The 13,135-nt window shown below is 50.8% G+C and carries 14 protein-coding genes; 1 reads left to right on the plus strand and 13 read right to left on the minus strand.

Features of this window, described 5'->3' with window-relative positions; translation table 11 throughout:
• Window positions 1–66: 66 nt before the first annotated feature.
• The 3 genes from tig to V8L70_RS12285 all read right to left on the minus strand — a co-directional run bounded on the left by tig (window position 67) and on the right by V8L70_RS12285 (window position 2,523).
• The gene (gene tig / locus V8L70_RS12275) at window positions 67–1,419 is read right to left on the minus strand and encodes a trigger factor (RefSeq protein WP_101147030.1); all 1,353 of its coding nucleotides are present in this window, start codon (window positions 1,417–1,419) and stop codon (window positions 67–69) included.
• A 258-nt stretch (window positions 1,420–1,677) separates the two neighbouring features.
• The gene (locus tag V8L70_RS12280) at window positions 1,678–2,055 is read right to left on the minus strand and encodes a hypothetical protein (protein ID WP_101147031.1); all 378 of its coding nucleotides are present in this window, start codon (window positions 2,053–2,055) and stop codon (window positions 1,678–1,680) included.
• A 3-nt stretch (window positions 2,056–2,058) separates the two neighbouring features.
• Window positions 2,059–2,523 (minus strand): flavodoxin, encoded by a 465-nt coding sequence (locus tag V8L70_RS12285; protein ID WP_101147032.1) that lies wholly within the window; start codon window positions 2,521–2,523, stop codon window positions 2,059–2,061.
• 141 nt (window positions 2,524–2,664) lie between these two features.
• Between V8L70_RS12285 and V8L70_RS12290 the strand changes: the two genes are divergently transcribed.
• Window positions 2,665–2,871, plus strand: coding sequence for a DUF2788 domain-containing protein (locus V8L70_RS12290; protein WP_008956864.1), 207 nt, complete (start codon window positions 2,665–2,667; stop codon window positions 2,869–2,871).
• 148 nt (window positions 2,872–3,019) lie between these two features.
• Here the strand turns inward: V8L70_RS12290 and V8L70_RS12295 are convergent, their stop codons facing one another.
• The 10 genes from V8L70_RS12295 to cyoE all read right to left on the minus strand — a co-directional run bounded on the left by V8L70_RS12295 (window position 3,020) and on the right by cyoE (window position 13,133).
• Entirely contained in the window at window positions 3,020–3,319 is a 300-nt protein-coding gene (locus V8L70_RS12295) for an integration host factor subunit alpha (RefSeq protein ID WP_035579533.1), read from the minus strand.
• 128 nt (window positions 3,320–3,447) lie between these two features.
• Complete coding sequence (pheT, locus tag V8L70_RS12300; RefSeq protein ID WP_101147033.1) at window positions 3,448–5,829, minus strand: phenylalanine--tRNA ligase subunit beta; 2,382 nt, start codon at window positions 5,827–5,829, stop codon at window positions 3,448–3,450.
• A 26-nt stretch (window positions 5,830–5,855) separates the two neighbouring features.
• Window positions 5,856–6,875 carry a phenylalanine--tRNA ligase subunit alpha gene (pheS, locus tag V8L70_RS12305; protein ID WP_101147034.1) on the minus strand — a complete coding sequence of 340 codons (1,020 nt, stop codon included), beginning with the start codon at window positions 6,873–6,875 and terminating at the stop codon, window positions 5,856–5,858.
• 159 nt (window positions 6,876–7,034) lie between these two features.
• Window positions 7,035–7,388 carry a 50S ribosomal protein L20 gene (rplT, locus tag V8L70_RS12310; RefSeq protein WP_007114344.1) on the minus strand — a complete coding sequence of 118 codons (354 nt, stop codon included), beginning with the start codon at window positions 7,386–7,388 and terminating at the stop codon, window positions 7,035–7,037.
• Window positions 7,389–7,452: 64 nt separating this feature from the next.
• Window positions 7,453–7,647, minus strand: coding sequence for a 50S ribosomal protein L35 (gene rpmI, locus V8L70_RS12315; protein WP_007114345.1), 195 nt, complete (start codon window positions 7,645–7,647; stop codon window positions 7,453–7,455).
• A gap of 82 nt (window positions 7,648–7,729) precedes the next feature.
• Complete coding sequence (gene infC / locus V8L70_RS12320) at window positions 7,730–8,221, minus strand: translation initiation factor IF-3 (RefSeq protein ID WP_008957470.1); 492 nt, start codon at window positions 8,219–8,221, stop codon at window positions 7,730–7,732.
• Window positions 8,222–8,281: 60 nt separating this feature from the next.
• On the minus strand, window positions 8,282–10,204 hold the full coding sequence (thrS, locus tag V8L70_RS12325; RefSeq protein WP_101147035.1) for a threonine--tRNA ligase: 1,923 nt from the start codon (window positions 10,202–10,204) through the stop codon (window positions 8,282–8,284).
• Between the two features lie 218 nt (window positions 10,205–10,422).
• On the minus strand, window positions 10,423–11,292 hold the full coding sequence (locus V8L70_RS12330; RefSeq protein ID WP_101147036.1) for an OmpA family protein: 870 nt from the start codon (window positions 11,290–11,292) through the stop codon (window positions 10,423–10,425).
• Between the two features lie 332 nt (window positions 11,293–11,624).
• The gene (locus tag V8L70_RS12335; RefSeq protein WP_101147037.1) at window positions 11,625–12,092 is read right to left on the minus strand and encodes a DUF2489 domain-containing protein; all 468 of its coding nucleotides are present in this window, start codon (window positions 12,090–12,092) and stop codon (window positions 11,625–11,627) included.
• A gap of 123 nt (window positions 12,093–12,215) precedes the next feature.
• Window positions 12,216–13,133, minus strand: coding sequence for a heme o synthase (gene cyoE / locus V8L70_RS12340; protein WP_035586677.1), 918 nt, complete (start codon window positions 13,131–13,133; stop codon window positions 12,216–12,218).
• Window positions 13,134–13,135: the final 2 nt, after the last annotated feature.

The raw sequence follows: 13,135 nt of genomic DNA on the forward strand, positions 1-13,135 counted from the left end.
AGGTGATTCCTTGCGTCCGGGAAGGGAAAGGCGCACCGACATAAAGGTGCGCCACGTTCCAGGGTGTTAGGCGCTAGCTTGCTCGCCTTCTTCAGCACCCTCATCTTGCTCAGCCTGCTGTTGCGCAGCGGCAAGGGCTTGCTGATAAGACATTTCAACGTCTTTAATGTTCGTTTGCTCAAGTAACTTAGCCACCGCCTTCTCTTCGAGAATGGCAGATTTCACCTGGGTTTTCAGCTGTTCGTTACCCATGTAGTAGCTAACCACTTCATCAGGATCTTGATACTGCTCAGCCAGCTCGGCTACTTTTGCCTTGATAGCATCATCGTCGGCATCAAGTTCGTTTGCCTTGATGACTTCTGCCAGTAACAAACCAACCTGAACTCGGCCTTTAGCCTGCTCTTCGAAAAGTTCATTGGGCAGCTGGCTAACATCAAAATCTTCGCCTAAACCAAACTGTTGAGCCGCCTGACGCTTCATGCCATCTGTTTCTTGCTGAACCAGTGCGCTCGGCACAGGAATTTCATTCACCTTTTTAAGCGCATCAAGTACTTGCTGCTTAACCCGGTTATCAACGGCTTGTGATGCTTCGCGGGTCATGTTCTTCTTGATTTCGGCGCGGAATTTTTCCTGATCGCCGCCTTCAACGCCAAAACGCTCGATAAACTCAGCGTCAACTTCGGGCAGTTTCTGGCTGCTGACTTTGTGAACCGTCACCTTGAAAGTAGCTTCTTTGCCAGCCAAGTGCTCAGCCTGGTAGTCATCAGGGAACGTGACGTTAAGGGTCTTCTCTTCGCCCGCTTTAGCACCAATTAACTGCTCTTCAAAACCTGGAATAAAGCTATTGGAGCCAATGACCAGTGTGTGACCTTCGGCACTACCGCCTTCGAACGGTTCATCACCAATATAGCCCTGGAAGTCGATAGTGACTTGGTCACCATCGGCGGCGGCGGCATCAACTTCTTCCCATGTGGCATTTTGCTTACGCAGTGTATCGATCATCTCATCGACATCTGCATCGCTAACGGACACCACCGGGCGTTCTATATCAGTGCCTTCAATTGAAGCCAGCTCTACCTGCGGGTAGATTTCCATTACCGCCACGAATTCAAGGTCTTTGCCTGATTCATTAACGGAAGGTTCAATTTGCGGAAAACCCGCCGGGTTGAGACCTTCATCAGTAATAGCGCGTACGTAACGCTCACGCATTACTTCGCTAACTACCTCGTTACGTACATCTTGGCCGTAGCGCTGCTGGACTACTGCCATTGGCACCCGGCCCTGGCGAAAACCATTCAAGCGAACATTCTTCGCGGTGTCTTTCAAGCGAGCACTAACGGCCTCGTCAATTTCGGCAGCCGGCACTTGAATAGTAATGCGGCGTTCGATCTGGGAGGTCGTCTCGACAGAAACTTGCATGAATTGTCCTCTAACGGCTGGGCGTTGTGTTGATTGCATGTAATAAGTTCAAGGGGGTAATTTTAAGAACCCCAACGCATAGTGGCAAGCGCCATGCTCGCAACATGGGGGCAGTGATGTTAAAAACAAGGGAATAAGCGAGCAATTAACCGCTTTAAGGCGTGTTTAGCTTCATTATTAGCCCCATGCTGCGTAATTTATACCATTCTACTGCTTTGTACGTCTTGCGGCGACTTTTTCAATCGCTATACCAAAACACTAGTGAGCTTGGCGCTCGCCAGCCCACCATAGACCTACTGTGTGCATCAGTACGCCAAGCGTTGCACCATGGGAAATGAACACCTGCCAACTAATCCACTCCGTAAACAGCGCGTGCCAACCACCCATTACGACCATTCCTAGCAGTAACATAACGGCTAACCGTTTGCATAGTTGTGGCAAGCGGCGACGCGCCTCCACCGCCAATAAGCGCCACTGAATAATAGTCGCGAAAGCCACCAGTGCTAAGGCGAAGAAAATCAGCGTCTGGCGGGTTTCATGCCCGCCTGCCATGTAGCGTGGCAGGGTTGCCAGCATAACGACACATAAGCCCAGCGCAACACTGATGCGCTCAGGTGAGGTGGGCGTTCGCTGCATCGCTCAAGCCACCTTTAACTGCTGGTTAACGATCCACTCTTCCACCCAGGGCACAGCAGCATCGTCGGCCATAAAGGTCTCCATGGCGTCGATTTCTAGGCGCTCCCCTAAGCGAGTCGCGCCATAATCCGCCAGCAACTCGTCTAGCGCGCGGCCTGCGCCGCAAAAAGTATCCCCATACGAGCTATCACCGAGTGCAATGAGCCCGTAGCGAAGCGTGGTAAGCGCGGGACTTTGATCACGCAACTGCCGGACAAAGGGCACAAAACTGCCGGGAAAATCTCCACTGCCAGTGGTCGAGACACAAAACAGCGCCAAATCGGCGTCACCACTGACAATATCATCGACAGATGGCTGCTCAACAACCTCTACAGCGTAACCGGCCTGTTCAAATAGGGGCTTCACTTGCTCTGCCACATCAAGGGCACCGCCGTACATGGTACCCACCAAAATATTAAGCTTCGGCATCGTCACTCCCCTGTCAAAGTGTCACAGTGCCAACCCGCAAGTCGACAAATACCCGATGAATTTGCTCAAATATTAACATGGCTGGTTAGAATGAAACACAAAACGTCATGGCCAGCTCATTACCGTCAACCAGGAGTCACTATGCAGCAAACCTTTGAGACGTGGATCACCCCGATAATGATCGGGGGATTAATTATATTTATGTGTTTTATTATCTGGGATTTGGCTAAAAAATCCAACGCTGGCAAATTTGGCACCATCATGCTGTTTGTCGTGTTGGGAGCAGGCATGCTGGGTTACGTTATCAAGGTGGTGATTACGTGGTTAATAGAAGGTGGTGGCATGTAGTCGCAAGATACCCCTCATGACTTGAGACTCGACGCTATAACAAGAAAAGGAGCGCCCATAGGCACTCCTTGTAAAGGGCATGAGATGATCTAGTGTTGTGAACCTAAAGCTTATGAATCAGATGCCCATACACCTAGAACCCAAAATGCTACTCACCGCCCACATAATGCTCTACCTGCTGTTTAAGCTTCTGCCCTGGGCGAAACGTGACTACCCGCCGGGCAGAAATCGGAATTTCTTCACCGGTTTTCGGGTTTCGCCCTGGCCGCTCGCGCTTATCACGCAGGTCAAAGTTACCAAACCCCGATAACTTCACCTGTTCGTTCTCACGAAGACAGGCTCGAATCTCTTCAAAAAAAGCTTCGACCATGGCCTTCGCTTCTCGCTTGGACAGGGCTAGCTCAGCATGTAAATGCTCAGCCAGTTCTGCTTTGGTCAACGCACCCATAAGGCTTCTCCTTATCCTTTAAGCAGATACAGCAACAATCACACTGTATCAACCATACAGTAGCAAAACGCATTGCCAAGAACGTGATAAGCATCGTGGCGAGGCCTAATTAATCTCTTCGATTTTTATTAGCCGCGCAGCTCCGCATCCAGCTTGACACGCACTTGTGTCACAATTGAATCGACCAACTGGTTGATTTCTTCGTCGTTTAGCGTGCGCGATGGATGCTGCCAGGTCAAGCCCAACGCAATACTCTTATGCCCTTCGGCTACACCTTTACCTGAATAGACATCGAATAGCTTGATATCCTGCAGATACTCCCCCGCTTGCTGCTTGGCGCAATCGAGCAATGCCTGCACAGGTGTCGACTCATTGAGTATAAACGCCAAATCACGGCGCACCTCAGGAAAGCGTGACAGCGGCTCAAACGCAGGAACTCGGCCTTGGCTAAGTGCATCTAAGCGCACCTCAAACAACACGGCATCCATTTTTAAGCCCAGCGTTGCTCGTACTTGTGGGTGCAGAGTACCAATCCAGCCTGCAGGCTCACCGTTATGCAATAGCTGGGCACTTTGACCAGGATGGAGCGCTGGGTGCTCAGCGGGCTCAAACCGCCAAGCATCGGCTTCGCCACCCAAGGCGATGACGCTTTCTAGATCACCTTTAAGATCATAAAAATCGACGCGATCCTTAGCACCACTCCACCCTTCCGCTTCACGCGGGCCACACACTAACGCACCCAGCATCGGCACCTGTGACAAAGCATCCAGCTCACCGTTAAATACTAGCCCGGTTTCAAATAAACGCACGCGGGCTTGCTGACGATTGAGGTTGTACTCCATGGCACGAACCAGGCCAGGAAACAAGCTGGCCCGCATCACCGACAAATCAGCCGAGATAGGGTTAGCAAGCACAGGCGTTATGGCGTCTGGTAACAGCGTCGCTTGCAGCTCAGGTGCTACAAAGCTGTAGGTGATCGCCTCTTGAAAGCCACGTGCGACCATCTGACGACGCAACTGCGACTGAGTCAGCGTCGCCTCGTCCGAAGAGCGAAGCGCCAAGCGTGCTGCAGGACGACGTACCGGCAAATTATTATAGCCATGGATACGTGCCACCTCTTCGATCAGATCCTCTTCAATGGCCAAATCAAAGCGCCAAGTAGGCGCGGTGACGGCCCAATCGGCACCCTGGATGCTGACATCAAGCCCCAGACGCTGAAGAATATCGGTCACATCATCGCTATCTAGCGTCTTGGATAGCGCCTGCTCTAAACGGGCACTGCGCAATAAGATTGAGCGCTCTTCGGGCATATGCTTAACGCTTAGCGCTTCAACAACAGGCCCGGCTTGGCCACCGCAAATTTCAATGAGTAACTGTGTAGCCCGCTCGACTGCAATGGGCGTTAACTGTGGATCAACTCCACGCTCAAAACGGTGCGATGCATCAGTATGCAGACCGTAAGAGCGCGCTTGGCCAGCAATAGCAAGCGGCGTAAAGAACGCAGATTCAAGGAAAATAGTCTGAGTGTTTTCGTTAACGCCTGAGTTTTCACCACCCATGACGCCTGCCATCGCTAGCGGGCCAGAATGGTCGGCAATGACCAGCGTTTCAGGGCGTAGCGACACCTCATGACCATCAAGCAGCGTTAAACGCTCACCCGGCGTGGCCATGCGAATAACCATGCCACCCTGAAGATTATCGCGGTCAAAAGCATGTAGCGGCTGGCCCAACTCAAGCATCACGTAGTTAGTGACATCTACGACAGGATCAATAGAACGTACGCCGCTACGACGCAGCCGCTCAACCATCCATAGAGGCGTCTCAGCCTTAACATTGACACCTTTAATAATCCGGCCCATATAGCGAGGGCATTGCTCTGGCGCCTCGACACTAATCGCAAAGCTATCGTCAACCTCAGTGGACACCGACGCTATTACAGGGCCGATCACCGCCAGCCGATTAAGCACTCCCACTTCACGCGACAACCCTTTAATGCTTAAGCAATCACCACGATTGGGCGTCAGGTCGACCTCAATGGTCATGTCATTCAGGTGCATGAATTCTCTAAAATCAGCACCCACTGGAGCACTTGCTGACAACACCAGAATGCCTGGTGACGTCTCTTCTGCAAGCCCCAATTCAGATGCCGAACAAATCATACCCCGTGACTCAACGCCACGCAGTTTGGCTTTTTTGATTTTAAAGTCGCCCGGCAAGACACCGCCCACCTGGGCAAAGGGCACTTTCTGGCCAACATCGACATTAGGCGCCCCGCAGACAACCTGGACAGGCTCACCACTGCCATCATCAACGGTACACACACTGAGCTTATCTGCGTCAGGGTGCTTCTCTTTACTCAGCACCTCTGCCACCACCACTCCACTGAATTCGGCAGCAACTGCCTCAACAGCGTCAACTTCCAAGCCCGCCATGGTGATTTGGTCGGCCATGGCCTGTGTATCAAGCTGCGGCGAAACCCATTCACGCAACCACTGTTCTGAAAATTTCATCGTTGATCCTGTATTCGGCGGCGGTCTTAAGCGAATTGACGTAAAAAACGCAGATCGTTTTCAAAGAACAGGCGTAAATCGTTCACGCCGTAGCGCAGCATTGCCAAACGCTCAGCCCCCATTCCGAAGGCAAACCCGGTATAGCGCTCGGTATCAATACCCGAGTGGCGGAAGACTTCAGGATGTACCATGCCGCAACCCATCACTTCCAACCAGCCACTATGGGAACATACACGACACCCCGCACCACTACACATCACACACTGAATATCGACTTCGGCTGATGGCTCTGTGAATGGAAAGTAGGAAGGACGGAAACGGACGGATAGGTCGTCACGTTCAAAAAATGCCTGCAAAAAGTCTTCGATCGTCCCTTTTAGATCAGCAAAGCTAATACCCTCATCAACCAACAGCCCTTCCACTTGATGGAACATTGGCGTGTGGGTTAAATCCGAGTCGCTGCGATAAACACGCCCTGGACAAACAATACGGATGGGTGGCTCACTGCTTTTCATGGTGCGCACCTGCACGGGTGAGGTGTGAGTCCTCAAAAGGCGGGTGGCATCAAAATAGAAGGTATCCGCCATGCCACGGGCAGGGTGGTGGGCAGGAATATTGAGCGCTTCAAAATTGTGATAATCGTCTTCAATTTCAGGCCCTACTGCCACATCATAACCAATACGCGTGAACAGCCCCTCTATACGCTCAAGCGTACGCGTCACCGGATGTAGACCACCCTCGACCTGGCCACGCCCTGGCAACGTGACATCGATACTTTCAGCGGCCAAACGGGCATTGAGCGCAACACTTTCAAGTTGCGCTCGCTTAGTATCAATTTCGTCGGCCAGCGTTTGCTTGGCCTGATTAATACGTTCACCCGCCGCAGGGCGCTCTTCTGCTGACAGCCTCCCCAGGCCTTTCAGCAAGGCAGTTACCTCACCTTTCTTACCTAAGTAGCGTACTCGTAATTCGTCTAGTGCAGCGACACTCTGCGCAGCCTGAATGGCGTCGCGAGCCTCAGATACCAGAGTAGGAAGGTGATCCATCCGTTTCACTCCGAATTAAGCGGTGTCCACCCCTAAGGATGGCGTGGCACGTTGAAGGTGGCAAAAAAACAGGGGAAGAGCGGCTGCTCTTCCCCTGGATGGGTCACTCTGAAATGACCTCAGGCACATTGCATGGGCAATCACCCAATGCAAACTACCTTATTGGGCAGCCTTGGCTTTTTCCACGATGGCAGCAAATGCGGCCTTCTCGTGTACTGCCAAATCGGCCAATACTTTACGGTCGATTTCGATACCGGCTTTCTTGAGGCCACCAACAAAACGGCTGTAAGACATGCCGTTGACGCGTGCACCAGCGTTGATACGCTGGATCCATAGCGCACGGAACTGACGCTTACGGTTGCGACGGTCACGGTAAGCATACTGACCAGCTTTGATAACGGCTTGCTTGGCAACGCGGAAAACGCGTGAACGGGCACCGTAGTAACCTTTAGCAAGCTTTAATACTTTTTTATGGCGACGACGCGCTACTACGCCACGTTTAACTCGAGTCATAACACACTCCTGACTTTAAGGCTGAGGCGAAAAAATTTTGCACTCAGAAAAACGAAAACCCGACTTATAGATTCGGCAGCATACGCTGGATAAGCGCTTTATCAGACGCATGGATTTGCTTCATTCCACGCAGTTGACGCTTACGCTTGGTCGTTTTCTTGGTCAAGATGTGGCTACGGTGAGACTGCTTGTGCTTAAAGCCATTAGCAGTCTTTTTGAAGCGCTTGGCAGCGCCGCTGTTGCTTTTGATTTTCGGCATGAGGAAAACTCCGCTCGATATTTTTTAGAAAACCCAGGGCCGACCACCTGTTTAACGGTGGCCCGTTGACATCGCCGTTGGATCACTTCTTTTTCGGGGCAATAATCATGATCATCTGGCGCCCTTCCATTTTCGGGAAAGACTCTACCGCTCCGATCTCTTCCAGGTCTGCCGCAATCCTTTCCATCAGCTTACGACCGATGTCCTGGTGCGCCATTTCACGACCACGGAAGCGCAGTGTGACTTTGCCCTTGTCACCACCTTCCAAAAAGCGCGTCAGGTTTTTAAGCTTGACCTGATAATCGCCTTCGTCGGTGCCAGGACGGAATTTAACTTCCTTAACCTGGATTTGCTTCTGCTTCTTCTTTTGAGCCGCTTTCTGCTTCTTGGTCTCAAAAACGAACTTGCCGTAATCCATAATCTTACAGACGATGGGATCGGCATTCGAAATTTGCACGAGATCTAAGCTTTCAGATTCTGCACGCTCTAGCGCTTCGGTGGTGGGCACAACACCCAACTGCTCACCGTCGCTACCAATAAGACGTACTTCTTCTTCGACAATTCGCTCGTTCATTGGTGGGCGTTTATCTGCTGGACGCCCTCGCTGGTTGCTTCTCTTGATCGTTCCGTCTCCTTAGGCAATTGACGATGTCGCCAGGGCTGCTCTCTCGGCAGTATGGCGTTCAATAAATTCATCGACCGTCATTGTACCGAGGTTTTCGCCGCTGCGTGTTCGCACGGCCACTGAGTCAGCTTCGACTTCCTTATCTCCTACCACAAGGAGATAGGGAACTTTCTGTAACGTATGCTCACGGATTTTAAAGCCGATCTTCTCGTTCCTCAAGTCCGCTTTAACACGTAAGCCACTTTTTTGCAGACGGCTCTCCAAATCAAGCGCATATTCACGCTGTGAATCGGTGATAGTCATGACGACTGCCTGCTGTGGCGCAAGCCATAATGGCATAGCGCCTGCATAATGTTCAATCAAGATGCCAATGAAACGCTCCATAGAGCCAACGATAGCACGATGCAACATTACTGGCGGCTTCCGATGCCCCTCTTCTGTCACATATTGAGCACCAAGTCGCTCTGGCATCATAAAGTCTACCTGCATAGTACCCACTTGCCACTCGCGTCCCAGGCAATCTTTCATATGGTATTCAATCTTGGGGCCATAGAACGCGCCTTCGCCAGGAAGTTCCTGCCATTCTACATCGCAAGTTTTTAACGCACTACGCAGTGCATCTTCTGCCCGATCCCAAACCTCATCACTACCAATGCGTTTTTCGGGGCGAAGAGCAATTTTAATAGCAATATCTTCAAAGCCGAAGTCGCTATACACCTTCAACGCTTGACGATGAAAGTCAGTTACTTCTGGCTCAACTTGAGCTTCGGTACAAAAAACATGACCATCGTCTTGAGTAAATGCACGAACGCGCATGATACCGTGTAAAGCGCCTGAAGGCTCGTTCCGGTGGCAACCGCCAAACTCACCAAAACGAACGGGGAGCTCGCGATAGCTACGTAAGCCAGAATTAAATACCTGAACATGACCAGGGCAATTCATAGGCTTGAGGGCATACTCACGCTTTTCTGACTCGGTAAAGAACATGCCGTCTGCGTAGTTGTCCCAGTGCCCTGACTTTTTCCAAAGCGATACATCCATTATCTGGGGGCAGCGAATTTCTTGGTAGCCACCCTCTTTATAAACGCCTCGCATATATTGTTCGATCTGCTGCCATAGCGCCCAGCCGTTAGGGTGCCAAAATATCATTCCCGGCGCTTCTTCCTGCATGTGAAAAAGGTCCAGTCGGCGCGCCAATTTACGGTGATCGCGCTTCTCTGCCTCTTCAAGCCGTTTTACGTAAGCCTTAAGCTGTTTTTTATCGCCCCATGCGGTGCCGTAGATACGCGTCAGCATGGTGTTTGCAGCATCGCCACGCCAATAGGCCCCTGCCAACTTAGTGAGCTTGAAAGCTTTTAAGTGGCGGGTGTTAGGCACGTGCGGGCCGCGGCACATGTCGGTGTACTCTTCGTGATGATAAAGCCTGATGGTCGCATCATCAGGGATATCGCGAACAATTTCCTGCTTGTAAGGCTCATCACGATGCAAAAAGGTCAACATTGCCTTGTCGCGATCAACGTATTCGCGAACCACATCGTACTCGCGCTCAATCAATGATTGCATGCGCGTCTCTATCGCCTCCAGGTCTTCCGGCGTGACCGACTGACCGAATTCAATATCGTAATAAAAGCCATCTTCAATGACTGGCCCAATCGCCATCTTGGCATCGGGATACATTTGCTTAACCGCATGACCAATTAGGTGAGCGCAGGAGTGACGAATTATTTCCAACCCCTCAGCGTCACGCGCTGTGATAATAGCAACGCTCGCATCTTGCTCGATTAAATCAGCGGCATCTACCAGCAAACCATCAATCTTCCCAGCGATACAGGCCTTAGCCAAACCAGGGCCAATGGATTCTGCGAGCTGCATAATGGTCAGCGGTGCTTCAAATGTTTTTTGACTGCCGTCAGGCAGAGTAACAATAGGCATTCATGTTCCTTGAGCGCAGTGGTGATCCATACCAAGGATCACATTTCGCTATCAATGGTCTTGGAGGGTGCAAAAGCCCCACTAAAAACAGCGACAAGATTAGCAGAGTTACCTACCGCTTAAAATAAAAACGGGAGGCATATGCCTCCCGTTTCTGTACCTGTGGATTGCAGTTAACCGTTTATAAGTCGTCTACAAACCTCAGAAGATAAGTGAACTTAGTTCCACTCATCCAATTCAACGCGACGGTTCTGGAAGCGACCTTCTTCAGTCTCGTTAGACGCGATCGGCTGCTCTTCACCGTAACCTACTGCACGCATACGGTTAGCTTCTACGCCACGGCTTGCCAAGTAGTTAGCAACTGATTGAGCACGCTCTTGTGACAAGTTTTTGTTGTACTCGTCAGAACCGCGTGAATCAGTGTGGCCTTCGATGCTTACGCGAACATCAGGGTTACTGACCAAACGCTCAGCAACACCGTTAAGTACATTCTGAGCGTTGGAAGTTAACTGAGCAGAATCAAACTCGAAGTTAACATCTTGCAGAACGACGCTATCCGGGCAACCCAGTGCGTTAACTTCTACGCCTGCAGGGGTGTTCGGGCACTGATCACGGTAATCTGGAACACCGTCATTATCGGAATCAAGCGGGCAACCGTTAGCGTTAACTTCTACGCCAGCAGGAGTACCTGGGCACTGATCACGGTAGTCAGGCACGCCGTCACCGTCAGAATCTAGCGGGCAACCTTCGGCATCAACAGCAACACCAGCCGGCACTTCGCCATAGCTTGGGCACTGCGGTGCAACCGGCTCAGGCGTGCGGTCAGCGCATAGCAAACCGCCGATAGCAGCACCAGCAGTGGCACCTATAGCGGCACCGTTTTCTTCGTCAGAATTACTGCTGGTAGCATAGCCAATACTGCCACCGATAACGCTCCCAGCCAGACCACATACTGCCGGGTGCTGATACCAGTTGCTGTCGCTGCTAGCGCTTGATTGGCCGGAAGACTGTGAGGCCGAGCTGGCACAGCCAGAAAGACCGACTACCAGTGCGGAACCGATTAGCAATCCAGTCGTTGATTTTTTCATGCAAGACTCCTTCTTGATCCAATGCTGAAATGGTCATAAGTGACCAAATCTATCCAATGCTTCTTATTGCGAGAGCATCCATTTTTCGCCTGTTCTGTATTAAGCTGAATAACCAAGCCCTCAGTATTTATGACGACATACCCATAACTCAGTACCCAGCCACTACAGAACATTGTGCCTATCATTAACGCTTAAGCGCTAGAAGGCAACAATGCCAAGATATCAACTTCTTGCCAATACCGACATCATTTAGCATAGCAAAATTGCCACGATGGGCACTAAAAATTAGCTTGCTATGCATTTTGGCGGTTAATACCGCTCAAAATTAATAGTTAATGCAACGCACTTTTGCCTTTGGCACGCCATTTTAATACTGCTTGAGCAGCTTTCAATACGGCTTCGCGCATGTCATTTTCTGCCATCAACCGTTCTTTGTCTTCCTGCATACGCTCTCGAGCAGTCAACTGCTGCCGGGCGGAATGCGTATTCAAATGTTGAGTGCGACGATAGTGCTCGGCAAAAGCCTTAAATTCAGTTCGTTCCGTTAAACTAGGATCGATAATCTCAAGTAGAACCTTACAACGCCAAGCCCCCTCCGTGATATCGACCTGCTCCTGAACCAAAGCACTCGCGACATAATCGAGGTTTTCTAAACTGTTTTGTTGGGCACGAGCATCTTCATCGCGCCGATAAGCTTCTCGACGACTTACCTCTTTGCGCAGCGACCATGCGTAGAAACACAGCCCCACAATGACTGCAATCGCCAAGGCGAGTAATACCAGCGCTACTGTTGAGTTCATGACCCCCCTCATTAAGCGAATAAATTGCTTGACGAAAATTGTACACCTTTATACCACTATTTTGCCAATAGCACCTAGGCTTGCTTCTCCTCTTACTGCATACCTGCCCATCTCGTCTTCGGATCACCAAGCAAGCGCCGCAGCGTAGTGATCAAGTAATAGCGCACTGAAAACGCCTAATAAGTAGCGAATTGAGAACCAGAAAGCGCCGATAGGTGCAGTAGCATCGTGACCGCGCCAAACCTGCCAGTTCCAAAACATAAAGCGCGCATTCAGGCTTATCACAATGACTAAATAAAGCACCCCACTCATCCCGATCATTACCGGTAGTAGAGTGGTTAAAACCGTTAGCCAGCCATACAACCAAATTTGTAGCCGTGTAAACGGAAGACCATGGGTAACAGGCAACATTGGGATGCCTGCTCGTGCATAATCATCACATTTATGAATCGCCAGTGCCCAAAAGTGTGGCGGCGTCCAAGCAAAAATAATCAGCATTAGCAACAGCGGCTCAGAAGATACTTGACCAGTAATGGCAACCCAACCTAGCAATGGTGGTGCCGCGCCAGCCACGCCACCAATAACAATATTTTGGGGCGTAGCCCGCTTTAAAAAAGCAGTATAAATCAATGCATAACCGATCAAAGAAGCAGAGGTTAGCACAGCCGTTAAGACGTTAATCTGCCAAGCTAATAGCGTAACACCGGCAACAGAAAGCAAGCACGCCCAAGCCAACGCGATTGTCACGGGTAGCCGTTTACTCGCCACTGGACGACGAGAAGTTCGCGTCATTACCGCATCCAAATGGCGGTCAATGACATGATTAAAAGCAGCTGCACCACAAGAGGCTAAGCCGATACCAGCCAAACCAAGGATTACTTTCGTTAGTGGTGGCAAGCCTGGGGTCGCTAATGCCATCCCCACAGCGGCACATACCAACATAACAACCACTACTTTAATTTTGCAGAGCCCAAGTAACTCCCTCCACCCCCACACCATTGAAGGCAAGGCCGAAGGTAGTGTCATTGTTATATTTCGCATGC

Source organism: Vreelandella arctica, from assembly GCF_037070215.1.
GTDB lineage: Bacteria > Pseudomonadota > Gammaproteobacteria > Pseudomonadales > Halomonadaceae > Vreelandella > Vreelandella arctica.